We start from the raw sequence: 25,573 nt of genomic DNA, 5'->3' as shown, positions 1-25,573 counted from the left end.
ACGTCGCCGGACTTATTTCACAAACTCTTCGCCCAGTACGATATCTTTTTTCAGCGTGTCCAGCATGCCGTCCAGCGCCTGCTGTTCAAACGCGCTCAGCGTACCGATGGCTTTACGCTCGGCGATGCCGTTTTTACCCAGCAGCAGCGGCTGCGAGAAGAAGCGCGCGTGCTGGCCGTCCCCTTCCACATACGCACACTCTACTACGTTGCTTTCCCCCTGCAGGGCGCGCACCAGCGACAGACCAAAGCGCGCCGCGGCCTGGCCCATGGACAGGGTTGCCGATCCGCCACCGGCCTTGGCTTCCACCACTTCGGTGCCGGCATTCTGAATACGCTTGGTCAGGTCAGCCACTTCCTGCTCGGTAAAAGAAACGCCCGGCACCTGTGACAGCAGCGGCAGAATAGTGACGCCAGAGTGGCCACCCACGACCGGAACGTCCAGCTCCGCCGGATTTTTACCCTTGAGCTCGGCCACGAAGGTGTTAGAGCGAATAATATCCAGCGTAGTGACGCCAAACAGGCGATTTTTATCGTAGACGCCGGCTTTCTTCAGCACTTCTGCGGCAATGGCCACGGTGGTGTTGACCGGGTTAGTGATGATGCCGATCAGCGCGGTCGGGCAGGTTTCTGCAACCTGTTGAATCAGATTACGTACAATACCGGCGTTAACGTTAAACAGGTCAGAACGATCCATACCCGGTTTACGCGCCACGCCCGCTGAAATCAGTACCACATCGGCGCCTTTCAGCGCAGGTTTCGCATCTTCACCGCTGAAACCGTCGATTTTTACCGCCGTCGGGATGTGGCTGAGATCCACCGCCACGCCGGGGGTCACCGGGGCAATGTCGTACAGAGAGAGTTCTGAACCCGCAGGAAGCTGGGTTTTCAGCAGAAGGGCAAGCGCCTGACCGATACCACCGGCCGCACCGAGAACTGCGACTTTCATCCGAAACTCCTTATTATCGTGAGCATAAAAGTGCCGAAATCCAGCTGCGACCCTACTTCATGTGACGGGTAATAACGAGACCCAGCTCATCAATTTGCGCACTCGCGCAGGGAAGCGTGATGCAAGTGGTGATTTTGTCAGCATTACGCGGCGTCACAGAACCGATCGTAGCAATATGCAGGCACCATATCCGGCGCTTACCTTACACCCTCACGGAGTGGCAGAACAACATCATTTTTATAACATCTTGTTCACTTCATGCCGCACAAATCGCCCTCCGCACAAAATTCTCATCGCGAGCGAAGTTTGCTAGAATGCGCGCCCGCATCGGCGATCCGCCGGGCAGGTGACCGCAATTGATTTGCATAAAAATTCAGTTAAATGCAATAATAATTTATCGCCATCCCCTGGCACTCCTTTTATTTATTCCTGGAAACGGCAGCTTATGCGACAACCATCCAAGCAAGAAGATCTGATCAAAGCCTTTAAGGCCCTGCTTAAAGAAGAGAAATTCAGTTCACAGGGTGAAATCGTGCAGGCCCTGCAGGAAGAGGGCTTCGATAATATCAACCAGTCGAAGGTCTCACGGATGCTGACCAAGTTTGGCGCGGTGCGCACCCGCAATGCCAAAATGGAAATGGTCTACTGCCTGCCGGCAGAGCTGGGCGTGCCGACCACCACCAGCCCGCTGAAGAATCTGGTGCTGGATATCGACTACAACGAGGCGCTGGTGGTCATTCATACCAGCCCCGGCGCGGCACAGCTGATTGCCCGCCTGCTCGACTCTCTGGGCAAGGCCGAAGGCATCCTTGGCACCATTGCCGGAGATGACACCATCTTCATCACGCCGGCCAGCAGCTTTTCCGTCCGACAGCTGTACGACGCCATTCTGGTGCTGTTTGAACAGGAACTGTAACGCCCGTGGCGAGGACCGACGCACGCTTCGCCACCCTCTTCTGCTCCCACTGGCCGTAATACCAGCACATTCCTCTGCAAGTCTTCGCAAAGACGGATGAGCCTTCCGTCTCATCGCATTATGGCGGTGGGATCGGCCAGCTCAGAGCACAAATCGTTAAAAACACCCAGCCAGTTGATTTGCCTAAGCTTTACGCTAAACAGGTGAAAAAAGCTACGTTTTTTATAACTCAATGGTATAAAAAAACCTTTCCGCATTGAGTATCACTCAAAAACATTATTAGCTTGCTATTAATTTTCCCCGTCATTAGGTGTACACTTATTTTCGTGATGTGAATCACACTTTATAAAAAGATAAAAATGATGACGAGGAGACGAAGATGAACATCAAATCCGCCGTAACAACGTTAAGCCTGCTTTCCGTACTCTCATTTGGCGCCTTTGCCGCCGATTCTGTAAGCCGTGCTGACGCGCAAAACCTGCAGCCGATCGGTACGGTCAGCGTTAGCGGCGTGGCATCGTCCCCCATGGACATGCGCGCTGCGCTGGAGCAAAAAGCGCAGGCGCAGGGAGCCACCGCATGGCGCGTGATTGAAGCTCGCCAGGGCGATACCTGGCACGCCACCGCAGAGCTGTACAAATAACGACGCGGCCAATCTGCCGCACGCACACATTATCCTTTTTATTACATCAATCGGGCAGCCCGCGCCGCGGTGGTTAACGCCTTGCGCCCCGCTGTCCCTGAACGGGAGTGACCCAGCATGAAAACCACCTTTACCGTTACCGCACTGACCTTCGCCGCCCTGTTTAGCGTTGGCGCCAGCGCCGCCAGCCTGGTTACCAGCCAGGAAGCCCAGGCGCAAAATCTGCAATCCGTCGGCACCATTTCCGTCGCCGGTATTGATGGTTCACCGATGACCATTCGCGACGCGCTGTCGCAAAAGGCGGAGAGCCAGGGGGCCAGCAAATATCGCATCATCGAGGCGATGGACAGCGGTCGCTATCACGCCACCGCAGAAATCTATAAATAAGGCGAACCCTTTCCCTGAAAGCTGAACACCTTTTTTCTCCTGCCGGCTTTCTCCCGCCGGCCGGGCCGGAGCGCGCCGCCTTTGCCCGCCAGATTTCCCCCATCCGGCGGCGAGCGGACCGACCGCGGCGTGGCACGCCCGCTCTACGACGTAACCTTACCGCTTTAACAACCCACAGGGTCCGCCGGCGCGCCCGTGACGTCGTTGACGTCCGCCGCTGATACCGAGCCCGGCAACCGCCCGGGGGCCGTGTCCCCCTCCTGCTCCCACTGCTTTATCCTGTTCCCGTCCCCAGACGATCATGTCACCGGGGTAATCCCGCCCGGCGATGCCCGCACGGTCGCGCCGCCTGCCGTGCCGCACGCGCGGCAAAGCGGGTCCGCTTTCTGTCGTCCGTTGCCATCGCGCGGACAGCGGCACACCGTGAGGAAAGGCCGCCCCGCCCGTCCCGCCTCTGCGGCAGACACGGGCGGGAGAGTGTGAGTAGCGGCGGTAAACCCTATCATCAGAAGCGCCGTCTCCGGCGCCCGGCGGCTAGATTTGAATCAGCGTATGCTGATAGCGATGCAGGACATCCACCAGCCGCCCCACCGGTTCCGTCACGCTGACCGGGGCGTCATACGTCACCAGCTTTTGCTGATAGGTATTCAGCTCGCTGAGCAGCTGCTGAAAATGACGCTGGCGGGCGCTGTCGCTGCTGGCGGCGACCACCCGGTCAGCGGTGTGACGCAGGCGGCGGTGAAAGGCGGAGAGATCGTCATTGATTGGCACCTCGGCGCTGCGCAGCCGCTGATGACCAATGATCAGCGTCAGCGCCAGGCGAAACTTATCAATATCCCCGGGGAAGGTATTGAGCAGCAGAAACAGCTGCTGGTACAGCGCCGGCAGATGATTCTCGCGCCGGCGAGCCCGGTTGGTGGTCATCGCCGAGACCGCCGCCGACATCAGCCGGTTGAGGATTTTACGCCCGGTGCGGGCCTTCGAATTGTCGCGAATCAGCAGGATCACCATCGTCGCCAGCGCGGCGCCTATCATCTGCCCCAGTGCGCTGTCGATAAACAGCGAGGTTTCGAAGTGCATCGGGTTATCCAGCACCAGAATATTCAGCGTGCCGACGAACGCCCCCAGCGTACCGATCTGACGCCGCTGGATAAAAATACCGGCGACAAACGCCAGTAACCCAATCGCAATCGCCAACAGCACGATACTCTGCTGGGTCGCCGGCATCACAAACATGAACCACAGCGCCCCCAGAGGAAAGGCTACGATCATCCCGTACAGGAAGTCCTTCGCCATCATCAGCGGATTTGGCGTGCGCATCGCCAGCGCGGTAATCACCCCCAGCATCACAATACAGCCGCTGCCGGAAGTCCAGCCGGTCCAGAGCCAGAACAGGGCACCCAGTCCGGTGGCCACAAACGTGCGTACGCCGTTAATCATCGCGTGGTGGGTTTCTGCCGGCGGCGCCTTTATCACTACGTCGTTCACCAGCACGTCCTCCTCCCGTCGACCAATCCGCACATTGGATTTAATGCCTTTCATCAGCATCATGTAGCGAGAGGCCGCGGAGACCCAGTGGCTCAGCGTCGCCGGAATATTGCTTTTGTTGCTGGCCGCCACCCGGCGCATCACTTTTACCCGGCGATGCACATCCTGCACGCTGTTCACCGGCCGGGCAAAAAACAGTCGATACTGCGCGGGCAGATAGGCCGGCCGCGTATTGAGAATCAAAAAGGTTTCACAGGCCTGAGTTATCAACATCAGCGACAGCGTATGCAGCGACTTCAGCCGGCGGCTGGTATTACGCCAGTGAGCGGACTCCATCATCAGGTTGCTCCGCATGCCGCCCAGCGCGGTAGTGCGTCGCACCAGGCTGGCCCACTGGCGGTCCACATCCTCTTTATCCTCATGGGCAATACAGCTCTGCAGCAGCTTATAGTGATCAAGCAGCAGCTGTTCAATCTCGCGATCGATATCTTTTTTTACCGATCGCGGCGTAAATACCAGGTCCGCCAGCACCGCACAGACGATACCGATAACGATTTCGCTGCAGCGCTCCACGGCAAACTGTGGCGCCAGCAGCAGCGAACCATTGGCATTCACCGTCACCACAATGATCAGCGCCGTATAGCCCGCCAACCCCATGGCGTAGGAGTTTTCGACTTTAATCAGTGACGAGATCCACACCGAAAAACCGGCCCACAGGCAGCACAGCAGCAGCATGATGGCCGGTGCGCGCGCGGTGGCAATCATGATCGTCAGCGCGGCAATGCAGCCGATAAAGGTGCCGATGATGCGCAGCAGGCCGCGGTAGCGCAGCGCGCCGGAGTAGGGATCGCCACCGGCCACAAACGCGGTGCCGCCGGCGACGATCGCCGCGGTCATCACCGCCCAGCGCGGCGTTTCCAGATTAAACTCAAAACCAAGCAGCAGCGCCAGCAGGACCGCCAGCGTGAGCTTCAGGGGAAAGCGAATACGATAGGAAAGAAGTTCGGGCATAGCAGCGAGTGTCTCTTAACAGGGGCATCACGCCGCCGCCCGTTCGGGCGGCGGCGACCGGGGAGGCGTACGCCCGTCAGCCAAATTCACGCAGGCGATGCAGCAGTTTCATCACCGGCGACGTCTCTTCTCCGGCGCGATCGGTTTGACCGGTAATCACCACCGTCGCGGTGGTGCCCGCCGGATAGAGATCGCCATACTGCCGATCGAGGCGAATGCGTACCGGCACACGCTGCGCCAGCCGGACCCACTCCAGATTCGAATCCACCGTTGCCATCCCTTTGCTGTCGCGAGAGCTACTGCTGTTGGTCACCCCTGCCGCCACGCTGTCCACCGTGCCGTGCAGCACGCGATTGCTGCCCAGCGGGGTTATCTCAACCCGATAGCCCGGACGGATGTGCTCCAGCTTGGTCTCTTCCATATACGCCTGCACGTAAAAGCTATGCTGCTGAACCAGCGCCACCGCCGTCGACCCGCGGGTAATAAACTCCCCCGGATAGACGTTGAGGTTAGTTACCCAGCCATCGGCCGGTGCGCTAATGACCGTGCGGGCGAGGTCCAGTTTAGCCAGATCCCGGGTCGCCTGAGCTTTCGCCAGCTGATGCTCGGTAGTTTGCAAATCGCTGTTGGACTGCTCAATCTGCTCGCGCGACATGGCCTGCACGCCCAGCGTGTTGCGCCGGCCGGCCTCGCGGCGTTTTTCACTGACCAGCGACTGGTAGTAAGCGACGTCGGCTTCGGCTTCCGCCAGCGCTTTTTCAAAGCGTGGGCGATCGATGACAAACAGGACGTCCCCTTTCTTCACCAGCTGATTGTCGCGCACGCGCACCTCGGTAATCAGCCCGGTGACGTCCGGGGCAATCGCGATTACGTCGGCGGAAAACTTCGCGTCCCGCGTCCACGGCGACTCGGTATAAAACACCCAGGTGCGGAAAATCACGATGGCTGCGATGATGACCAACAGGCAGGTGATAGCATAGCGAGTAATCTTTTTTATAAATGTTTTCACAAACGAACCTCAGACAAACAGAGCAGAGACCAGCCAGAACAGGCAACAAAAGAGTGCGGTATTGAACAGCGCCGGATGCCAGACCAGGCCATAGATCCCGGTGGGAACCAGCAGTTTCTGCACCAGCCAAAACAGCAGCAGTGAAACGATGATTTCAAAGAAGATGGGCGGAAAAGAGAGCCCAAACAGCACCATAACCGGAAGCACGCTCATACATTATCCTGTAAAGTTCAGTGTCGGTGTTTCGCCCGGCCTGCCAATACGCCACCGCCACTCCGTTAAGCGTAGTGGAAGCACAGTAAACCAGGAAGCAGTAAACCTGACGAGGGAGCGACGCCGTATAGTAACGCGGCTGACTATGTGCGATCTACTGAATGTGATCTAAATCACTTTTAAGCCAGAGTGAAAAATGGAAAGACTACGCGGTATGTCAGTTTTCGCTAAAGTGGTTGAAATGGGGTCATTTACCGCGGCGGCTCGCCAGCTGCAGATGAGTGTCTCCTCAGTCAGCCAGACTGTGGCAAAACTGGAAGATGAATTACATATCAAGCTACTGAATCGCAGCACCCGCAGCCTTGGCCTGACCGAAGCCGGTCGAATTTATTATCAAGGCTGCCGCCGGATGCTGTCTGAAGCGCAGGCGGTACACGAACAGCTGTACGCGTTCAACAATACGCCGATTGGGACGCTGCGCCTTGGCAGCTCCTCGACCATGGCGCAAAACGTCCTGGCGACGATGACGGCGGAAATGCTGAAGGCCTATCCGGGATTGAACGTTCATCTGGTGTCGGGGATCCCGGCGCCGGACCTGATAGCCGACGGGCTGGACCTGGTGATCCGCGTGGGTGAACTGCGCGACTCCAGTTTGTTTTCCCGCCGCCTGGGCTCGATGCCGATGGTGGTCTGCGCGGCCAAAAGCTGGCTGCTGGAGCAGGGCGTGCCGGATAAGCCGGCCGACATTGCCGACACCCACTGGCTGGAGTACAGCGTACGGCCGGACAACGCTTTTGAGCTGGTTTCACCGGAGGGGGTGGTAACCCGCATCACGCCCAGTGGGCGCTTTACGACGAACGATCCGCAAACCCTGAACCGCTGGCTAAAAACCGGGGCCGGCGTCGCGTTTGTGCCGCTGATGTGGGTAATTGATGAGATCAAGGCCGGCGAACTGGAGATCCTGTTCAGCCGCTACCAGTCGGCGCCGCGGCCGGTGTACGCGCTCTACACCGAAAAGGATAAGCTGCCGCTGAAGGTGCAGGTCTGTATAAATTATCTGACCGACTACTTCCGCCAGGTAGCCCGGCACTATCTCGATCCGCACGCGCGCTAGCGGGCGGCTGCCGCGACGCCAGGCGGCGCGCGGCCGGTGTGCGCGCTCTACACCGAAAAGGATAAGCTGCCGCTGAAGGTGCAGGTCTGCATAAATTATCTGACCGACGACTTCCGCCAGGTAGCCTGGCACTATCTCGATCCGCACGCGCGCTAGCGGGCGGCGGCGGCCGCGACGCCAGGCGGCGCGTGGCAGATCGTCAGGCCGTACCGCCGATGGTCATTTTATCCAGCTTCAGCGTCGGCTGTCCGACGCCAACCGGCACGCTTTGCCCCTCTTTACCGCACACGCCAACGCCTTTATCCAGCGCCAGATCGTTACCGACCATCGAGATCTGCTGCATCGCCTCAATGCCGGAGCCAATCAGCGTCGCGCCCTTAACCGGCCGGGTGATTTTGCCCTTCTCAATCAGATAGGCCTCCGAGGTGGAGAAGACAAACTTCCCGGAGGTGATGTCCACCTGGCCACCGCCAAAGTTGGGGGCATACAGGCCGTAATCCACGCTCTCAATAATCTCCTGCGGGGTCGAGTGCCCCGCCAGCATGTAGGTGTTGGTCATTCGCGGCATCGGCAGGTGAGCATAGGATTCACGCCGCCCGTTTCCGGTCGGCGCAACCCCCATCAGGCGGGCGTTCAGCTTATCCTGAATATGCCCCTTCAGGATACCGTTCTCAATCAGCACATTATACTGCCCCGGCACCCCTTCGTCGTCGATCGCCAGCGAGCCGCGCAGCCCTTCCGGCGTGCCGTCATCCACCACGGTACAGAGCGGAGAGGCCACCTGCTGCCCCATCTGACCGCTGAACATGGAGGTACCGCGGCGATTAAAGTCGCCCTCCAGCCCGTGCCCAACTGCTTCATGCAGCAGCACGCCCGGCCAGCCCGCGCCCAGCACCACCGGAAATGCACCGGCCGGTGCCGCTACCGCATGCAGATTCACCAGTGCCATCCGCACCGCCTCGCGCGCCCAGGCTTCGGCGCGCACTTCGCCGTTCTCATCGGCCAGAAAAAAGGGATAACCGCTGCGTCCGCCGCCGCCGCTGCTGCCGCGCTCGCGCTTGCCGTCCTCCTCCACCAGCACGCTGACCGACAGGCGCACCAGCGGGCGCACATCGGCAGCCAGCGTCCCGTCGGTGGCCGCCACCAGCACGGTTTCGTACACGCCGGTCAGGCTGGCGGTCACCTCCTGCACCCGGCTATCCGCCGCGCGCGCCGCGCGATCGACGCGGTGCAGCAGCGCCACTTTCTCTTCGCGGGTCAGGCTGCCCAGGGGATCTATCGCCGGATACCGTGCGCGGTGCTGCACCGCATGCAGCGCCTGCGTCTGGCCGTTGCCCTGCTCCTGCACGATACTGCGGGCCGCCCGGGCGCTCTGCTCAAGCGCCATCAGGGTAATCTGGTCGGCGTAGGCAAAACCGGTTTTCTCACCGCTGACCGCCCGCACGCCGACGCCCTGGTCAATGTTCCAGGAGCCGTCCTTGATGATGCCGTCCTCCAGCACCCAGGATTCGTGGTAGCTGGACTGGAAATAGAGATCACCGTAGTCGAGCCGCCGCTCGGAGAGCATGCCCAGCATAGTGAACAAATCTTGCCGGGAGAGATGGTTAGCAGTCAGTAACTGCTCGGTGACGAAATTCAGGCTCATGATTTTTACTCGTAGTCATCCCCCGGCAGCCGGAGGAAGCAAAGAAACAGAAAGACAGACTGCGGCAATTCCCGCGGCGCGTCAAACTCAGCGTGAACGGTCGTTACGGGGTTTGCGCAGCACCTCGTTAATTTCCGGTTTATCAATCGGTCCGCTGATGTGATAGCGCAGTAGCGAGATTTTATTCCACAGCGGTGCCAGAACCTTGCTGGCGGCAAACACCGCCGCGCCGACAATCGGGTTCACAGCAAACGCCGCCGCCACCCCGACCGAGGCCGAGATCTCCGGTGCGACCACCGCTTCCATATTAATACGCCGCCGCACGAGATCGATATCGCCCTGCATGGCAATGTCCGCTTCCAGCCCGTCGATCAGCAGATTTTCAGTACGCATCACACCGTCTTTGATCCAGGCCGTGCCGGTGATTGAATCAAAGTAAAAGCCCTGACTAAAAGTATCGCTGAAGTCCAGCCGCAGCTTACGCAGCAGGGCATCGAAGCTAAACAGCCGCAGCAGCTGGCCGGCGCGCCCGGTGTTCACATCGGCGATGTGTCCGGCACCCAGAGAGGACTTCAGCACGCCGCTCAGGGTTTCCGGCGAAGGCTGCCACGGCGCGGCGCGCCAGTGCAAATCGTAGTCCAGCTTGAACGGGGCATCCTGCAGCGGCGAATTGAGACCGAACCAGTTTATCGCCGCGTTAATTTTCTTACCGCTCAGCGTTCCCTTCAGCGATGTGCGTGCCGCACCGGGTCGGTTAACCCACTCCCCACTGGCGGTCAGCCGCGCGGTGCCGGTATCGATCAGGCCGTTGCTCAGCGTCAGCACATCGCGACGCGGCGTCAGATCGGCACTCACCCGCCCCAGCTTTTGCCCGCGCACCCAGCAATCCTCGCAGTGCAGGTTTAGCGCAGGCCAGTCGCTGAAATCGACGCGCGGGGCGGGCGACGCGCTGGCACCGCCTTCCGCACCGGGGAAGCGGCCCGGATTGTAATAGAGATAGCGGATATTCGCCTGCCAGCGGCCCGCCGCAGGCATCGTCAGGCCCCCGTTCAGCTCGCGGCTGCGCACGGCGAGCTGCGTACCGCCTCCCGCCAGCGGCGAGAGCGTGGTTGAGACATCGTGCCAGTCCTGGCCGCCCAGCGCCACGCGCGGCGTTAACAGCATGATATTTCCCGGCAGCGCGGCGCTGGCCGCACGGTTTCCAGACTCTCCGGCGGCCAGCAGCGTGGCCCAGGCCTCACCGTCCAGCGGAGGCAGATTGAGCGTCATTCCCGGCGTCGCCGGCAGCGGCGGCGTGCGTCTGGCGTCGTTCACCAGCACACCGCGATCCAACCGCAGGGTCTCTCCCAGCAGCCAGCGGCTGTTAAAACGCTGCTGCGGGCCGATGTTGCCGCTAAGCGTAAAGTGCTTCAGATCGCCCTGCGCCACCAGCTTCACCGGCAGCGACTCCCCGCGGGCTTTTGCCAGCGGAGCCGGCAGCGTACTGGCGACGCCCTGTAAATTACCGTTGACCTGCACGTCGTAGCGAGCCCCGCCGCGCGGGGGCAAGGTCAGGGCCACATCACCCTGCCAGGGCACGCTGCCCTGCAAGCGCTGCGCCACGGCGTGCGGGATGCCCACCAGCCGGTTTAGCGCCCAGTCGCCCTGCAGAGTCACTCCGACGTGAAACGCCTCCGGCTGTTCATTGGTCGTAAAGCGGATCCGGGTCGGCTGTCCAAACCAGCGGGCGCTGAGGGTATCGCTCTCCAGATCGCCGTTTCGGTAGCGGAACTGGCCGGACAGATCGGTGAGGGTCGTCTCCAGCGGCTTAATCAGCAGACTGTTGTCGCGCAGATCCACATTACCGCGCGCCTCTACCTCCTCGCCGTTGAGCGGAATGGTCAGATGCAGGTGGCCGCCGACGCTACCGCCTATCTGTAACGCCTCCAGCGCCGCCCCCAGCGAATCCCGCAGCGGGGTCTGCTGAAAATAGTCACCGACCGCCTGTCCGGTGCCGCGCACCTCGCCGTCAATGATCAGCGTTTCTTTCAGGTAGTCGGGGATCACCGCGCTGATTGCGTTTCCGTCGACCTTGCCCAGCGCAACCGACGGCGCGCGGATCCACAGCCCATCATTGCGGAAATCAAGATCGGCATCGAGTGGCGACAGCGCCGGCCAGCCAGGCTGAAAGGCAAAGCTGGCATCGCGCAGCGGCACCGAAACCTGAAACTGCCCGTCGTGGTGACGGAACGGAAAACGCGACGGATCGCCGGCAAACAGCAGCGTTGCGTTGTTGACGTGGCCGCCCTTCAGTGCGCCGCTCAGGTAGTCGACGAGATCCTGTCCCATGAGCGGCTCCGGAAAGTAACGCCAGGCTTCGGCGGCGTCGCTCAGGTTAATCCCGGCCAGAATATCCAGCCGCGGCGCACCCGACTTCGGCTGCGACCAGCGAAAATCGCCCGTTGCCCACAGCGAGGTCGCACGCACATCGAGATCGCGCCCCTGCAGGGCGACACCGTCGGCGTTGTACTGCCAGCTCAGGCTACCGCTGGCCCGCTGGATCGCCAGCGGCGCGTGGAACATCGCGTCATAAGGCACGGTCGCCTGCTGCACGTCCAGAACCACCCGGCCATCGTTGACGCTGCCGCTCAGGCTGCCGGCAACATGCTGCATGCCGGGCACCAGCTTCCACGGCTGCCAGCTCAGATTACGCCAGCGCGCCTGAAAGCGGGTACTTTCCGGCTCTGCCAGTGGAATATCCAGCGCCAGCGCATCCAGCTGGCCGCGCGGCTGCATGGCCCGCCAGGTGTCCAGCAGCGCCGGCGAGAGTCCGGACAGCAGCGGCAGCAGCGGATCCACCCGTGCCAGATCCAGCCGGGTCGCGCGCAGGCGCATCTCGCCGCCGCCGGGCGACTTCGCCGGCAGCCAAAGCAGCCCTACGTGCCCATCAGGCCAGGCCTGGCCATCGGTTTGCATATGCGTATTGGGGATGTTGAGCGCCCAGCCGCGGCCGGCGCGCGACAGGTGCGCGGTGAGATTATTGACCGCCAGCGAGTGCCTCTGCCCGTCGCCTTGCCAGCGTGCGCCGCCGTGATGCAGCAGCAGATCGCCCGCGGCCACCGTTCCCTGTTCAAGGCTGACCCACGCCGACAGGCTGAAGCGGGCACTGGTCAGAGAGGTGTTATCCCGCATCCACTGCCCCAGCCAGGGCTTCACATCAATATCGTCCGCCTGCAGCCAGATCCGGCCGCTGTCCAGCAGCCCCTGCTGATCGCGCAAATCGAGGCGCAGCTGCACCACGCCGTGCTGACCGGTCAGTGATGCAAGGCTCACTTCCCCCTCTGCGCGGTGGCGCTGCGGCTCATTCAGCCAGGTGAGGCGCGGCATGCTTAGCTCGGCCTGCTGACCGGAGGGGGTCATAAAGCGGAACGTGCTGTCGCGCAGGTCAAAATGGTCAAACTGGCGCAGAAACAGATCCGTCAGCTGATTGGGCTGCAGCCGCGCGGGCTGGCTGCTGTCGCCCTCAAACAGCGGCTGCGGGGTGTCCAGGTGCAGCTGCCAGAAGGTCAGATCGCGAAACTGCCAGCGGGCGTGAAGCAGCGATTGCCAGACATCCAGCGCCAGCGTGATGCGGTTAACCTGCAGCGAAGTCTCCTTTGGCAGTGCGGCGCGCAGGTTCTGTACCTCCAACACCGGACCAAAGTTTTCCCAGCGGGCATCGAGCCGATCCGCCTGGAGTGTGCTGCCGCTGAGCGAAGAGAGCATCTGCAGGATCGGCTGGCGATAGTGATCCAGGTGCGGCAGAAACAGCCGCAGGCCGCTGACCAGCAGGGCCACGACCACGATCGCGATTGCCCCTGTCAGTAACAAGATCCTCGGCAGTTGCTTCACTCACGCCTCCCTGAGAGCCATCGACCGCTACATCATCACCACATCAAACTGCTCCTGAGTATAGAGCGGTTCAATCTGAACGTTTACCTGCTTACCGACAAAGATCTCCACCTCGGCCAGCGCGTGTGACTCTTCGCTTTTCAGCGCCTCCCCCACCGCCGGTGACGCATAGACCAGGAAGCGATCGGCATCGTAAGCGTGATGCACGCGCACAATTTCACGCATGATTTCATAACACACGGTTTCGACGGTTTTCAGCGTGCCGCGCCCTTTACACACCGGGCAGTCGTGACACAGCACGTGCTCGATGCTTTCGCGGGTCCGCTTGCGGGTCATCTCTACCAGCCCTAGCTGGGAAAAACCGCTGATGCTGGTTTTCACCCGATCTTTGCTCAGCGCCTGCTCCAGCGAGTGCAGCACGCGGCGGCGGTGTTCTTCATTACTCATGTCGATAAAATCGATAATGATGATGCCGCCGAGGTTGCGCAGCCGCAGCTGACGGGCAATCGCCTGGGTGGCTTCAACATTGGTATTGAAGATGGTTTCATCGAGATTGCGATGCCCTACGAAGGCGCCGGTATTGATATCAATGGTGGTCATCGCTTCGGTCTGATCGATGATCAGGTAGCCGCCCGACTTCAGCTCTACCTTGCGATCCAGCGAGCGCTGAATCTCATTTTCCACGTCGTACAGATCAAATATCGGCTGTTTGCCAGCGTAGTGCTCCAGCCTGGCGGTCATTTCCGGAATGTATTCGGCAGTAAATTCCAGCAGCATCTCATACGTCAGGCGGGAATCCACGCGGATCCGATCGAGGGCCGCTCCGGCAAAATCACGCAGGATACGCTGCGACAGCGCCACCTCACCGTACAGGCGGATACGGGTCTGGTTACGTTTTTTACGCTCCATGACCTTGTTCCACAGCCGCTTCAGAAACGCGGCGTCCTGCGCCAGCTCCTCCTCGCGCACCCCTTCGGCAGCGGTGCGGATAATAAAGCCACCCTGATCGTCACACCACGGGGCCACCACCTTTTTCAGCCGCTCGCGCTCCGCTTCGCTTTCAATGCGCTGCGAAACGCCCACGTGCGACGCACCGGGCATAAACACCAGATAGCGTGACGGCAAGGTGATATCGGTGGTCAGGCGTGCGCCCTTGGTGCCGAGCGGGTCTTTTACCACCTGCACCACCAGATCCTGGCCCTGACGCACCAGCTCGGCGATATCGCGCACGTTAAAATTTTTCTGCTCTTCCCCCGCCACGCATTCGGTGTGCGGAACGATGTCCGAGGCGTGCAAAAACGCCGCCTTTTCCAGACCGATATCTACAAAAGCGGCCTGCATCCCCGGCAGCACCCGACTCACCCGCCCCTTATAAATATTGCCGACGATACCGCGCCGCGCTTCGCGCTCGATGTGGATCTCTTGCAGGATCCCGCCGTCGATATAAGCGACGCGGGTTTCTGCCGGCGTAATATTCACCAGCAATTCGGCCGTCATATTATTTTCGCTCCTGGCGTTGCGCGCTAAAGTCATTGAGTAGCTCCAGAGTTTCAACCAGCGGGAGGCCAACCACAGCCGGATAGCTGCCATCAATCTTCCGCACAAACGCGCCGCCCAGCCCCTGAATACCGTAGGCGCCGGCTTTGTCCATCGGCTCACCGCTGGCCACGTAAGCGGTAATATCCGCCTCGCTCAGCGTGCGGAAGGTCACTGCCGTCTCCACCAGGCAGGACTTCAGGCGCGTGCGATCGGCCAGCGCCACGGCGGTCAGAACCCGGTGGGTCTGGCCGGAGAGGCTGCGCAACATCCCGGCGGCCTCGGCGGCATCGCGCGGTTTCTCCAGCACCCGATCGCCCAGCACCACAATGGTGTCGGCGCCCAGCACCGGTAAATCACGCTCGGCAACGGCAACGCCCGCCCGGGCTTTTTCGCAGGCCAGCCGCAACACGTAGTCCGCCGGCGCTTCGTCAGCCCGACGCTGCTCCTCTACCGAGGTGGCCAGACGGGCAAAATCTACCCCGAGCTGGTTGAGCAGCTCGCGGCGGCGGGGAGAGCCAGAGGCAAGGTAGAGGGAGAGCATAATTATCCTTATTATTGCACCGCAAAGCGGTGCCTGACTTTGCGCATCAACAAAAAAATCCACGGCCAGAGCAGGCCGTCAACGATGCTGCTCCAGAAAATCTCCGGGCGGAAAGCGATGTTAATCACCAGAAATTCCGCCCAGAACACAATTACGTCCATCGCCAGTGACAGCACCATCACCATCAGCGCCTGTTGCCACAGCGCCAGATTGCGAAACAGCTGAAACTTAAAGGCCACCAGATAGGCGATAATGCTGAGCGCCAACGCCCGCACGCCGAGCGTGGAGCCGGCAATCAGATCCATGATTGCACCCAGCAAAAAACCGGTACCGACGTTGACCCGGTGCGGCAGCGCCAGTATCCAGTACAGCAGAATCAGCAGCAGCCACGAGGGACGCAGCATTGTTAGCGATTCCGGCCAGGGCATGATCTGCAGCACCAGAGCGGCCAGAAATGACAACCAGATGACCCAGCGTCCCTGGCTACGGTAGCCGCTCAAGGACGCGCCCCCGAGGCGTGCTGGCCGGCGGTCGGCGCCGGCGGACCGACAAAGGCCGCGCGCGGCGGTGCCGGCGGCCCCATCATCTGGCTCGGCGCCGGCAGCACCTGCGGCAGCATTTGCATCAGTCGCTCATTCGCCACGCGATGCACTTCATCCGGCGGCAGCGGTGAGGTACCGGTCGGATCGCCGCCCCACATCAGCAGCAGATAACGCAGGCGCTGCAGGCCCGCCGTCGGACGGGCCGAAATCACCGTGTAAGCACGCTGGGTATCCACTTTTACCGAGGAGACAACGCCAACCGGATACCCTTCCGGGAAGCGGCCGCCCAGACCGGAGGTCACCAGCACATCGCCGACGCGAATGTCGGTATTGCCGGGCAGGTGCTCCAGCTGCAAATCGTCACTGCAGCCGTTACCGGCGGCAATCACGCGAATATCATTACGCAGAACCTGAATCGGCAGCGCGCTGGACGCATCGCAGATCAGCAGCACGCGGCTGGTCACTTTGCCAACCGCGATCACCTGACCGACGACGCCTTTATCACTGATGACCGGCTGACCTTCATACACACCGTTGACGCTGCCTTTATCTATCACTACCTGATCGGTGTAGGGATCGGCGCCGGTCGAGATCACCTGCGTCACCATCTTGTGCTCGTCCTGACGCAGCGGTGAACCAAGCAGTTCACGCAGACGCGCGTTTTCCTGCTTATACTGGCCAAGCATCAGCAGCTCGCTGTTTTTCAGGATCAGTTCACGATGCAGGGCGCGGTTTTCCAGCGCCAGCTGCTGACGGGAAGCCAGCGTGTCTGCCACATTGTCCAGAATTTGACGCGGCCCGTTGGCCAGAAAATAGAAAGGACTGACGGCCGTATCCAGATAGCTACGGATTTGGGTAAACGTACCGATGCGGCTGTCGGCAATGATCACGCCGATGGCAACCAGTACCGCCAAAAAAAGGCGCAGTTGCAGGGAAGGGCCCCTGCTAAAAATAGGCTTCATAGATTTGGCGCTTTCCTCGACAACAGTCAGAAGGGAGCGATAACTCGCTCCCTCTCAGCGGATGGATTACTCTTCGCTGAACAAATCGCCGCCGTGCATGTCGATCATTTCCAGCGCCTTGCCGCCACCGCGAGCCACACAGGTTAGCGGATCTTCGGCCACGACCACCGGAATACCGGTCTCTTCCATCAGCAGGCGGTCCAGGTTACGCAGCAGCGCCCCCCCTCCGGTCAGCACCATACCGCGCTCGGAAATATCAGAGGCCAGCTCCGGTGGGCACTGCTCCAGCGCCACCATCACCGCGCTGACGATGCCGGTCAGCGGTTCCTGCAGTGCTTCGAGAATCTCGTTAGAATTCAGCGTAAAGCCGCGTGGCACGCCCTCGGCCAGGTTACGCCCGCGCACCTCGATTTCGCGCACTTCGTCCCCGGGATAGGCAGAACCGATTTCATGCTTGATTCGCTCAGCGGTCGCTTCACCAATCAGTGAACCGTAGTTACGACGCACGTAATTGATGATCGCTTCGTCGAAGCGATCACCGCCGATGCGCACAGAGGAGGAGTAGACCACGCCGTTCAGGGAGATCACCGCCACTTCCGTGGTGCCCCCGCCGATATCCACCACCATGGAACCGGTGGCTTCAGATACCGGCAGGCCGGCACCGATGGCGGCAGCCATCGGCTCTTCGATCAGGAAGACTTCACGCGCGCCCGCACCCTGGGCGGATTCACGGATGGCGCGACGCTCTACCTGGGTGGCTCCGACCGGTACACACACCAGCACGCGCGGGCTGGGGCGCATAAAACTGTTGCTGTGTACCTGTTTGATGAAGTGCTGCAGCATCTTCTCTGTGACGAAGAAGTCGGCAATCACGCCGTCTTTCATCGGACGAATCGCCGCGATATTACCCGGCGTACGCCCCAGCATCTGTTTAGCTTCGTGACCCACGGCCGCGACGCTTTTCGGCGAACCGGCCCTGTCCTGACGGATAGCGACCACTGACGGTTCATTCAGGACAATGCCCTGCCCTTTTACATAGATGAGGGTATTGGCGGTACCCAGGTCGATGGACAAGTCGTTGGAAAACATGCCACGAAATTTTTTAAACATACTAAAGGATAATCCTGCAAGCTGGGGGCGGAAAATAAAATCCGCTTACTGTACCAACCACACGTAACAGCGACAAGGCGCAAAAACGCTCTAAACTGGCCAAAATACGCACTTTTACAGTTCAGCGATTCCACCGCTAAAAAAACGCGCTTCTCACAGGCCATACGGCAGCACTGTCGGCATTATCGTGAGCGGGCAAGCGGACATAACATTCATAAAATCTAACATTTTTGTCATTCACTTCGGCTGACCAACGACCCTTGTCGGTAACACCACCGCGCGGACATTCTACGTGAAAATCGCGTCAGCGGCAGGCTAAACTCGATATCGCCGGGAATATTTTTTCACGCTGCTGCTGACCGGCTCGGAGGGGGAGAAATAATCCCCCTGCCCACCGGCAACCCCCAGTTCTGCCAGCGTTTGCCACTCCGCTCGCGACTTCACGCCGGCGGCGAACACCCGGGTTGGCGTCAGGCTGCACGCCTCCACCAGGCTCTTGACGAACAGCTGATTTTCGGTACGTTTATCAATATTTCGCACCAACCCCGGGTGCAGCTTAATGATCTCAATACTGGCGTGGCGAACATAAGCCGTGCTCACTACCGCCAGTCCCGCCTGGTTAACCGCGATGCGGCAGCCAAAACCGCGTAAAAAGCGCAGTACCGGCTGCAGACGACTTAAGTGTTGACTCACTTCGGCCTCGGCAAGTTCAATTAAAATCCGCTGCCGCTGCGCCTGCGTATGGTGCAGCAGCGCATCGCGCAGCCAGCGCATAAAGGAGTGCTGCAGCAGCGAATCGATGGTAATCGGCATCGCCAGCGTCTCCTGCGGCCAGAGGGCCGCCAGCGCCAGGATGCGCGTCACCAGCTGACGATCAAAGCTTTCCGCCAGCCCCATCTGCTGCACCAGCGGCATGTACTCCGCCGCCAGCAGCTCCTGGTCACCGTCCCAGATGCGCGTCATCATTTCGCGGTGGTGGACCTGACCACTGTCGGTCACGGCGGGTTTCTGATAGAGCCGCGGCCCGCCGCGCTGCAGGGTATTCTCCAGCAGGGTGCGCCACTTCACGCTGCCCATGACCCGCCCCTCTTCCGGCAGCCCGCTGCCCACCGACCAGGTGTTGCCGCCGGTCAGGGCGGCATCGCGGGTGGCCAGCTCGACGCTCTCCATCACCTGCTGGGTGGTTTGTCCGCTGCGAAACGCGCTGATGCCGATGTGAATCATGTCCTGACGATCCACCATCGGCGTGGGCGGCAGCGAATCCACGGCGTTGATCAGCTGGGTCGCGATACTGCCGGCATCTTTCAGGCTGCGGTGGGGAAGCAGGACGGTAAAATCACTGTGAAAATAGCGCGCCAGCAGCGCGGCGGGATAGCGCATCACAAAGGTCGAGAACATATTGACCAGCGCAAACTGGTACTCACGCACTGCCGCATCGCCCCAGGTGTCCGTCAGGGTATCGAAGTCCGGCAGGCGAATCATCATCACCACGCCGCGGGTCCCGACGTTTTCCGAATCCTCCAGCAGCGTAGTCAGCTGGTTATCAAAAAACAGCCGGTTATTCAGGCCAGTACTGACATCCTGGGCGGCAAAGCTGCGGATCAGGGTATCCAGCCGGGTGTGCTGCTCCTGCGCATCGCGCAGCTCGCCGAGCAACACGTCGATCGCGCTGCTGGCTTTCGGCGGCCATTCGTGGACATCACCGCGCGCAATGCCGCTGCGCTGTCCTTTCAGCAGCGCCTCGGCCCGCGCCTCCAGCCGCTCCATCCCGGTCAACTGCTGGCGCAACCAGCGGTGAGAGAGCAGCAGGATCAGTACCATCAGGGCCAGAACCACCGCCAGGGCCGCCAGCAGCGAGAGGCCGAGCTGCGAGCTGAACAGGGTATCCGCCGGATCCAGCCAGAGCATCCGCAGTTCGCCGCCGGGATGGGACGGCAGCGGCAGCCGGGTATCGTTGAAATGATTTTTCTCATGGGCCAGCAGCGCATCCTGATGCTGCTGTATACTTAAACGCCGCTGCCCCTGCTCGAACAGCTCAATGCGCTCAATCTGCAGCGGCCCCATCGTCTGCCGCAGCCAGACCGCCATCTCCGCCGGTGACTGCTGCTGCCAGGCGCGGTCAACCTGGGCGGCAACCGCCTCAACGCGCTGGCCGAGGTGCTGATTCGTAAACCAGAGGAAACTCAGCGCGCTGCCAACTACCATAAGGGTCATGGTCAGCAAACTGAGTAGTGATATAAACGCGGACAATTTAGTGGTTAATCGCATCCCTGTGCCTGTGTCACTGCGGTGATAAGAACCGTCCCCTCTGCCCACCGCCGGAGGCGGTGCAGAGGGCGACGACCGAAATGTCTGAACTCGCTGCGCGCAAAAAAATAGCATAAATGACCGGCCATTGACTTGCGTATTATCAGAATGTTGCCCAAGACATCAGTATAGCTGCCGGCCCACCGGCAGCCCCCCTTCACGCACATTCCAGGAGTTTTCCATGCAGGCAGTCGTACTTGAACAGCATAATGGTCAAACCCATGCGGCCCTTCAATCGGTGGATCCCGCCCGTTTGCCCCCCGGAAACGTCACCGTGGATATCGACTGGTCAGGGCTGAACTATAAGGACGCGCTGGCGATCACCGGCCGGGGTAAAATCGTCCGCGCCTTCCCGATGGTGCCCGGCATCGACTTTGCCGGCCGCGTTCACCACAGTGAAGATCCACGCTTCCACGTCGGTCAGGCGGTGATACTGACCGGCTGGGGCGTCGGCGAAATGCACTGGGGCGGGATGGCAGAGCAGGCCCGGGTCACGGGAGACTGGTTGGTACCGCTGCCAGAGGGGCTTGATGCCCGCCGGGCGATGATTATCGGTACCGCTGGCCTGACCGCCATGCTCTGCGTCATGGCGCTTCAGGAGGGCGGCGTGACGCCGGAGGCCGGTCCGGTGCTGGTGAGCGGCGCCAGCGGCGGCGTCGGCAGTACCGCCGTGGCGCTGCTCCACGCGCTCGGCTATGCGGTGACTGCAGTTAGCGGGCGCCCACAAACGTATGATTATCTGCGGCAGTTGGGGGCCAGCGAGATCCTGTCCCGCGCCGAACTGAGCGCGCCGGGCCGCCCGCTGGAAAAACAGCGGTGGGCCGGCGCCGTCGACACCGTCGGTGGCCAGCTGCTGGCTAACGTGCTGGCGCAGAGCCGCTACGGCGGCGTGGTGGCGACCTGCGGCCTCGCCGGCGGAGCTGACCTGCCCGGCAGCGTAATGCCGTTTATTTTGCGCAACGTGCGTCTGCAGGGGATTGACTCGGTGCGCGCTCCTGCCGCTCGTCGCTTGTCAGCCTGGAGGCAAATTATAAAAATTTTGCCACACTCTTTTTATAAAAACGTGAGCAGCGAAATCCCCCTGTCGGATGTCATACTGGCTGCCAGCCAATTGCTGGCTAACGAGATTCAGGGCCGAACCCTTGTGAAGGTACGATAATGATGAAACCCGTCAACAAACTGACCGAAGCGGATGTGACCCCGGAGGCCGTATTCAGCCTGCGTCGTCGTCAGGTCCTGCAGGCCCTCGGCATCAGCGCCGCGGCGCTCGCGGTGCCAAGCGCCGCGCGGGCCGATCTGCTCTCCTGGATCACCGGTAAGCAGGAGTCGCCGGCGCCGGCCGGTCGGCCGCTCACCTTCAGCAAACCCGAAGCGTGGCAGGCCAACCTGCCGCTGACGCCGGAAGATAAGGTGACGGGCTACAACAACTTTTATGAGTTTGGTCTCGATAAAGCCGATCCGGCGGCCAACGCCGGCCGCCTGAAAACCGATAACTGGACGCTGCGCGTCGAGGGCGAAGTGGCCAGGCCCATGACCTTCGATATGGATGCGCTGTTCAAACAGTTTCCGATGGAGCAGCGGATTTATCGCCTGCGCTGCGTGGAAGCCTGGTCGATGGTCGTACCGTGGATTGGCTTTCCGCTGGCGGCACTGCTGAAAGCCGTCGAGCCGAACAGCCATGCGCGCTATGTGGCCTTCCAGACGCTGTACGCACCCGATCAAATGCCCGGCCAAAAAGATCGCTTTATCGGCGGCGGCCTCGACTACCCCTACGTCGAAGGGCTACGGATCGATGAGGCCATGAACCCGCTGACGCTGCTGACCACCGGCGTCTATGGCAAGTCGCTGCCGCCACAAAACGGCGCGCCAATTCGCCTGACGGTGCCGTGGAAATACGGCTTCAAAAACATCAAGTCTATCGTGAGCATCAAGCTGGTGCGCGAACGCCCGCCGACCACGTGGAACCAGGCGGCGAGTAATGAGTATGGTTTTTACGCCAACGTGAACCCGCAGGTGGATCACCCGCGCTGGTCACAAGCCACCGAACGCGTGATTGGCAGCGGCGGCATCCTGGATGTGAAGCGCCAGCCGACCCTGCTGTTTAACGGCTACGGTGAGCAGGTAGCGTCGCTGTATCGCGGTATGGACCTGCGGGAGAACTTTTAAGTGCGTCGCCTCACCCCCAACCATATCATCTGGCTGAAAGTGCTGCTGCACCTGGCGGCCTTTCTGCCGCTGCTCTGGCTGTTCTGGGCCATTAACCACGGCGGACTGAGCGCCGACCCGGCAAAGGATATTCAGCATTTTACCGGACGGATGGCGCTGAAGCTGTTGCTGGCCACGCTGCTGGTCAGCCCGCTGGCGCGCTACGCCAGGCAGCCGCTGTTAATCCGCACCCGCCGCCTGCTGGGACTGTGGACCTTTGCCTGGGCCACTCTGCATCTGCTCAGCTACACGTTCCTCGAACTGGGCGTCAACAATCTGGCGCTGCTGGGCCGCGAGCTGATTGCGCGCCCCTATCTGACGCTGGGCATTCTCTGCTGGGTGGTGCTGCTGGCCCTGGCGGTCACCTCGTGGCAGAAAGCCCAGCGGGCGCTGGGAGCCAAATGGCAGACGCTGCACAATTTGGTCTATCTGGTGGCGGTGCTCGCACCGATACACTACCTGTGGTCGGTGAAGATCCTCTCCCCGCAGCCGCTGGTCTATGCGCTACTGGCCGCGGCCCTGCTGGCCCTGCGCCTGAAAAAATTTCGCCGCTGGCTGCCGGGAAATCTTCGCTGATAAGACCAGTATTTAGCTGTGAATATCGCTGAAATCGTTATAATGCCGAACTTTACCCGTCTGCCGCGCCCATTTTTACACGGCAGATGGTGACAAATCGATGCTCGCAAGGTATTTTGTGCGATGCCTTAACGATTGCAGGAGATAGCCGCACAATGGCTGAACAATTTCACATACTGCTCTTGAACGGTCCTAACCTGAACCTGCTCGGTACCCGCGAGCCGGAGAAGTACGGCAGTACCACGTTAGCGACCATCGTGCATGACCTGACGCAACAGGCGCAGGCGCAGGATGTGAAACTGAGCCACCTGCAATCGAATGCGGAATATCAGCTGATTGACCGCATTCACGCGGCGCGTGGTCAGATTGACTACATCATCATCAACCCGGCGGCATTCACCCACACCAGCGTGGCGCTGCGCGATGCGCTGTTAGCGGTGAGCATTCCGTTCATCGAAGTGCACCTCTCTAACGTGCATGCGCGCGAACCGTTTCGCCATCACTCCTATCTCTCGGATATTTCCGCCGGAGTGATCTGCGGGCTGGGTGCCGATGGGTATGCCTGGGCATTACAGACGGCCATCAAACGCCTGTCACACTCCAATTAAACAAGAGTACGGAATCACACTCATGGATATTCGTAAAATCAAGAAACTGATCGAACTGGTTGAAGAATCAGGCATCGCCGAACTGGAAATCTCTGAAGGCGAGGAGTCCGTTCGCATCAGTCGTTCACCTGCAAACGCTGGCTACCCGATGATGCAGCACTACGCTGCACCGATGATGCAGGCCCCGGCAGCGGCACCGGCCGCAGCCCCGGCTCCGGCGGCCGCTGAAGCCCCGGCGCCCGAGCTGAGCGGCCACGTCGTCCGCTCCCCGATGGTTGGCACCTTCTATCGCACGCCGAGCCCGGATGCGAAGCCGTTTATTGAAGTGGGTCAGAAAGTGAACGCCGGCGATACCCTGTGCATCGTCGAAGCGATGAAAATGATGAACCAGATCGAAGCCGACAAGTCCGGCGTAGTGAAAGCGATTCTGGTCGAAAGCGGTCAGCCGGTTGAATTTGACGAGCCGCTGGTTGTCATCGAATAACGAGGCGGACCATGCTGGATAAAATTGTCATTGCTAACCGCGGCGAGATTGCCCTGCGCATTCTGCGCGCCTGCAAAGAGTTAGGCATCAAAACCGTGGCGGTGCACTCCACCGCCGATCGCGACCTTAAACACGTGCTGCTGGCGGATGAAACCGTCTGCATCGGCCCGGCCCAGTCGGTCAAAAGCTACCTGAACATTCCGGCGCTGATCTCTGCCGCCGAAATCACCGGCGCGGTCGCTATCCACCCGGGGTACGGCTTCCTGTCGGAAAACGCCGACTTTGCCGAGCAGGTTGAGCGCTCCGGCTTTATCTTCATTGGCCCGAAAGCGGATACCATCCGTTTGATGGGGGACAAAGTGTCCGCTATCACCGCGATGAAAAAAGCCGGCGTACCGACCGTGCCGGGCTCTGACGGCCCGCTGACGGACGACATGGAGAAAAACCGGGCCTTTGCCAAGCGCATCGGCTATCCGGTGATAATCAAGGCCTCCGGCGGCGGCGGCGGACGCGGTATGCGCGTCGTGCGCAGCGATAAAGAGCTCGAGCAGTCCATCAACATGACGAAAGCGGAAGCCAAAGCGGCTTTCAATAACGACATGGTGTACATGGAGAAGTACCTCGAGAACCCGCGCCACATCGAAATTCAGGTACTGGCCGACGGTCAGGGCAACGCCATCTATCTGGCCGAGCGCGACTGCTCTATGCAGCGCCGCCACCAGAAAGTGGTAGAAGAAGCGCCGGCACCGGGCATCACCGAAGAGATGCGCCGCTACATCGGCGAGCGCTGCACCCGCGCCTGTATCGAAATCGGCTATCGCGGCGCAGGCACCTTCGAGTTCCTGTATGAAAACGGTGAGTTCTACTTTATCGAGATGAACACCCGTATTCAGGTGGAGCATCCGGTGACCGAAATGATCACCGGCGTGGATTTGATTAAAGAGCAGCTGCGCATCGCGGCCGGTCAGCCGCTGTCCATCAAGCAGGAAGAGGTAGTGATTCGCGGTCACGCGGTCGAGTGCCGTATCAATGCCGAAGATCCGCGCACCTTCCTGCCAAGCCCGGGTAAAATTACCCGTTTCCACGCGCCGGGCGGTTTTGGCGTGCGCTGGGAATCGCACATTTATGCCGGCTACGCGGTCCCGCCGTACTACGACTCGATGATCGGTAAACTGATCACCTACGGTGAGAACCGCGATGTGGCGATCGCCCGCATGAAGAATGCGCTGGCAGAGCTGATCATCGACGGCATCAAAACCAACGTTGAGCTGCAAATGTCGATCATGTCCGATGAAAACTTCCAGCACGGTGGCACCAATATCCACTATCTGGAGAAAAAACTCGGTCTGAACGAGAAGTAACGGCGCATCGCGCACGCCAGTCAGAGGGCCGGATCATCCGGCCCTTTTTTTATCGCACATCGCCGCTGACGGCCGGGGCTTTTGTTCCCCCCGC

General features: G+C 60.5%; 22 protein-coding genes and 1 pseudogene. 11 read left to right on the top strand and 12 right to left on the bottom strand.

The window, feature by feature from the left end; translation table 11 throughout:
• Positions 1-12: 12 nt before the first annotated feature.
• Complete coding sequence (gene mdh / locus BS626_RS13725) at positions 13-948, bottom strand: malate dehydrogenase (protein ID WP_075182956.1); 936 nt, start codon at positions 946-948, stop codon at positions 13-15.
• A 445-nt stretch (positions 949-1,393) separates the two neighbouring features.
• Here mdh and argR point away from each other — a divergent pair, with 445 nt between their 5' ends.
• The 3 genes from argR (at position 1,394) to BS626_RS13710 (ending at position 2,894) form a co-directional block, all read left to right on the top strand.
• A complete protein-coding gene (argR, locus tag BS626_RS13720; RefSeq protein ID WP_075182955.1) occupies positions 1,394-1,864 on the top strand; it encodes a transcriptional regulator ArgR in 471 nt (156 codons plus the stop codon).
• A 379-nt stretch (positions 1,865-2,243) separates the two neighbouring features.
• Complete coding sequence (yhcN, locus tag BS626_RS13715; protein ID WP_075182954.1) at positions 2,244-2,507, top strand: peroxide/acid stress response protein YhcN; 264 nt, start codon at positions 2,244-2,246, stop codon at positions 2,505-2,507.
• A 117-nt stretch (positions 2,508-2,624) separates the two neighbouring features.
• Entirely contained in the window at positions 2,625-2,894 is a 270-nt protein-coding gene (locus tag BS626_RS13710; RefSeq protein ID WP_075182953.1) for a YdgH/BhsA/McbA-like domain containing protein, read from the top strand.
• Positions 2,895-3,428: 534 nt separating this feature from the next.
• On the opposite strand, the gene aaeB is transcribed toward BS626_RS13710, so the two are convergent.
• The 3 genes from aaeB to aaeX form a co-directional block, all read right to left on the bottom strand.
• Positions 3,429-5,393 carry a p-hydroxybenzoic acid efflux pump subunit AaeB gene (gene aaeB, locus BS626_RS13705; RefSeq protein WP_075182952.1) on the bottom strand — a complete coding sequence of 655 codons (1,965 nt, stop codon included), beginning with the start codon at positions 5,391-5,393 and terminating at the stop codon, positions 3,429-3,431.
• A 76-nt stretch (positions 5,394-5,469) separates the two neighbouring features.
• A complete protein-coding gene (aaeA, locus tag BS626_RS13700) occupies positions 5,470-6,402 on the bottom strand; it encodes a p-hydroxybenzoic acid efflux pump subunit AaeA (protein ID WP_075182951.1) in 933 nt (310 codons plus the stop codon).
• A 9-nt stretch (positions 6,403-6,411) separates the two neighbouring features.
• Positions 6,412-6,615 (bottom strand): p-hydroxybenzoic acid efflux pump operon protein AaeX, encoded by a 204-nt coding sequence (gene aaeX, locus BS626_RS13695; protein WP_075182950.1) that lies wholly within the window; start codon positions 6,613-6,615, stop codon positions 6,412-6,414.
• 196 nt (positions 6,616-6,811) lie between these two features.
• Between aaeX and aaeR the strand changes: the two genes are divergently transcribed.
• Together aaeR and BS626_RS18395 are read left to right on the top strand one after the other, a co-directional pair.
• Positions 6,812-7,729 carry an HTH-type transcriptional activator AaeR gene (gene aaeR, locus BS626_RS13690; RefSeq protein ID WP_075182949.1) on the top strand — a complete coding sequence of 306 codons (918 nt, stop codon included), beginning with the start codon at positions 6,812-6,814 and terminating at the stop codon, positions 7,727-7,729.
• Positions 7,730-7,771: 42 nt separating this feature from the next.
• A pseudogene (locus BS626_RS18395) lies at positions 7,772-7,885 on the top strand (transcriptional regulator); the annotation flags it as partial.
• Positions 7,886-7,928: 43 nt separating this feature from the next.
• Here BS626_RS18395 and tldD read toward each other — a convergent pair.
• From tldD to csrD, 8 genes are all read right to left on the bottom strand, one after another.
• Positions 7,929-9,374 carry a metalloprotease TldD gene (gene tldD / locus BS626_RS13685; protein WP_075182948.1) on the bottom strand — a complete coding sequence of 482 codons (1,446 nt, stop codon included), beginning with the start codon at positions 9,372-9,374 and terminating at the stop codon, positions 7,929-7,931.
• An 87-nt stretch (positions 9,375-9,461) separates the two neighbouring features.
• Complete coding sequence (gene yhdP, locus BS626_RS13680; RefSeq protein ID WP_075182947.1) at positions 9,462-13,244, bottom strand: AsmA2 domain-containing protein YhdP; 3,783 nt, start codon at positions 13,242-13,244, stop codon at positions 9,462-9,464.
• Positions 13,245-13,271: 27 nt separating this feature from the next.
• Complete coding sequence (rng, locus tag BS626_RS13675; RefSeq protein WP_075182946.1) at positions 13,272-14,741, bottom strand: ribonuclease G; 1,470 nt, start codon at positions 14,739-14,741, stop codon at positions 13,272-13,274.
• 1 nt (position 14,742) lies between these two features.
• Positions 14,743-15,324 (bottom strand): nucleoside triphosphate pyrophosphatase, encoded by a 582-nt coding sequence (locus BS626_RS13670; RefSeq protein ID WP_075182945.1) that lies wholly within the window; start codon positions 15,322-15,324, stop codon positions 14,743-14,745.
• Between the two features lie 11 nt (positions 15,325-15,335).
• On the bottom strand, positions 15,336-15,824 hold the full coding sequence (gene mreD, locus BS626_RS13665) for a rod shape-determining protein MreD (protein ID WP_075182944.1): 489 nt from the start codon (positions 15,822-15,824) through the stop codon (positions 15,336-15,338).
• Positions 15,821-16,828, bottom strand: a complete 1,008-nt coding sequence (gene mreC, locus BS626_RS13660; RefSeq protein WP_075182943.1) for a rod shape-determining protein MreC — start codon at positions 16,826-16,828, stop codon at positions 15,821-15,823. The genes mreD and mreC overlap by 4 nt, the downstream gene beginning before the upstream one ends.
• A 66-nt stretch (positions 16,829-16,894) precedes the next feature.
• On the bottom strand, positions 16,895-17,938 hold the full coding sequence (gene mreB / locus BS626_RS13655; protein ID WP_004385136.1) for a rod shape-determining protein MreB: 1,044 nt from the start codon (positions 17,936-17,938) through the stop codon (positions 16,895-16,897).
• Between the two features lie 315 nt (positions 17,939-18,253).
• Entirely contained in the window at positions 18,254-20,206 is a 1,953-nt protein-coding gene (csrD, locus tag BS626_RS13645; RefSeq protein ID WP_075182942.1) for an RNase E specificity factor CsrD, read from the bottom strand.
• A 220-nt stretch (positions 20,207-20,426) separates the two neighbouring features.
• Between csrD and BS626_RS13640 the strand changes: the two genes are divergently transcribed.
• From BS626_RS13640 to accC, 6 genes are all read left to right on the top strand, one after another.
• Entirely contained in the window at positions 20,427-21,404 is a 978-nt protein-coding gene (locus BS626_RS13640) for an MDR family oxidoreductase (protein ID WP_075182941.1), read from the top strand.
• Positions 21,405-21,406: 2 nt separating this feature from the next.
• Positions 21,407-22,411 carry a protein-methionine-sulfoxide reductase catalytic subunit MsrP gene (gene msrP, locus BS626_RS13635; RefSeq protein ID WP_075183036.1) on the top strand — a complete coding sequence of 335 codons (1,005 nt, stop codon included), beginning with the start codon at positions 21,407-21,409 and terminating at the stop codon, positions 22,409-22,411.
• Positions 22,412-23,026, top strand: a complete 615-nt coding sequence (msrQ, locus tag BS626_RS13630) for a protein-methionine-sulfoxide reductase heme-binding subunit MsrQ (RefSeq protein ID WP_075182940.1) — start codon at positions 22,412-22,414, stop codon at positions 23,024-23,026.
• Between the two features lie 155 nt (positions 23,027-23,181).
• Complete coding sequence (gene aroQ, locus BS626_RS13625; RefSeq protein WP_075182939.1) at positions 23,182-23,634, top strand: type II 3-dehydroquinate dehydratase; 453 nt, start codon at positions 23,182-23,184, stop codon at positions 23,632-23,634.
• A 22-nt stretch (positions 23,635-23,656) separates the two neighbouring features.
• Positions 23,657-24,118, top strand: a complete 462-nt coding sequence (gene accB, locus BS626_RS13620) for an acetyl-CoA carboxylase biotin carboxyl carrier protein (protein WP_075182938.1) — start codon at positions 23,657-23,659, stop codon at positions 24,116-24,118.
• Between the two features lie 11 nt (positions 24,119-24,129).
• Complete coding sequence (accC, locus tag BS626_RS13615; protein ID WP_075182937.1) at positions 24,130-25,479, top strand: acetyl-CoA carboxylase biotin carboxylase subunit; 1,350 nt, start codon at positions 24,130-24,132, stop codon at positions 25,477-25,479.
• Positions 25,480-25,573: the final 94 nt, after the last annotated feature.

This window comes from Pantoea sp. 1.19, assembly GCF_001922585.1.
Lineage (GTDB): Bacteria > Pseudomonadota > Gammaproteobacteria > Enterobacterales > Enterobacteriaceae > 1-19.
This window is presented reverse-complemented; position numbering and strand designations above follow the sequence as displayed.

Bases quoted from the DNA above. Each gene is read 5' to 3' on its own strand.
- accB (WP_075182938.1), top strand. From the start codon at position 23,657: ATGGATATTCGTAAAATCAAGAAACTGATCGAACTGGTTGAAGAATCA.
- mdh (WP_075182956.1), bottom strand. From the start codon at position 948: ATGAAAGTCGCAGTTCTCGGTGCGGCCGGTGGTATCGGTCAGGCGCTT.
- aaeX (WP_075182950.1), bottom strand. From the start codon at position 6,615: ATGAGCGTGCTTCCGGTTATGGTGCTGTTTGGGCTCTCTTTTCCGCCC.
- aroQ (WP_075182939.1), top strand. From the start codon at position 23,182: ATGGCTGAACAATTTCACATACTGCTCTTGAACGGTCCTAACCTGAAC.
- rng (WP_075182946.1), bottom strand. From the start codon at position 14,741: ATGACGGCCGAATTGCTGGTGAATATTACGCCGGCAGAAACCCGCGTC.
- mreC (WP_075182943.1), bottom strand. From the start codon at position 16,828: ATGAAGCCTATTTTTAGCAGGGGCCCTTCCCTGCAACTGCGCCTTTTT.
- yhcN (WP_075182954.1), top strand. From the start codon at position 2,244: ATGAACATCAAATCCGCCGTAACAACGTTAAGCCTGCTTTCCGTACTC.
- argR (WP_075182955.1), top strand. From the start codon at position 1,394: ATGCGACAACCATCCAAGCAAGAAGATCTGATCAAAGCCTTTAAGGCC.
- mreB (WP_004385136.1), bottom strand. From the start codon at position 17,938: ATGTTTAAAAAATTTCGTGGCATGTTTTCCAACGACTTGTCCATCGAC.
- tldD (WP_075182948.1), bottom strand. From the start codon at position 9,374: ATGAGCCTGAATTTCGTCACCGAGCAGTTACTGACTGCTAACCATCTC.
- BS626_RS13670 (WP_075182945.1), bottom strand. From the start codon at position 15,324: ATGCTCTCCCTCTACCTTGCCTCTGGCTCTCCCCGCCGCCGCGAGCTG.
- msrP (WP_075183036.1), top strand. From the start codon at position 21,407: ATGAAACCCGTCAACAAACTGACCGAAGCGGATGTGACCCCGGAGGCC.
- aaeB (WP_075182952.1), bottom strand. From the start codon at position 5,393: ATGCCCGAACTTCTTTCCTATCGTATTCGCTTTCCCCTGAAGCTCACG.
- accC (WP_075182937.1), top strand. From the start codon at position 24,130: ATGCTGGATAAAATTGTCATTGCTAACCGCGGCGAGATTGCCCTGCGC.
- csrD (WP_075182942.1), bottom strand. From the start codon at position 20,206: ATGCGATTAACCACTAAATTGTCCGCGTTTATATCACTACTCAGTTTG.
- aaeR (WP_075182949.1), top strand. From the start codon at position 6,812: ATGGAAAGACTACGCGGTATGTCAGTTTTCGCTAAAGTGGTTGAAATG.
- BS626_RS13710 (WP_075182953.1), top strand. From the start codon at position 2,625: ATGAAAACCACCTTTACCGTTACCGCACTGACCTTCGCCGCCCTGTTT.
- BS626_RS13640 (WP_075182941.1), top strand. From the start codon at position 20,427: ATGCAGGCAGTCGTACTTGAACAGCATAATGGTCAAACCCATGCGGCC.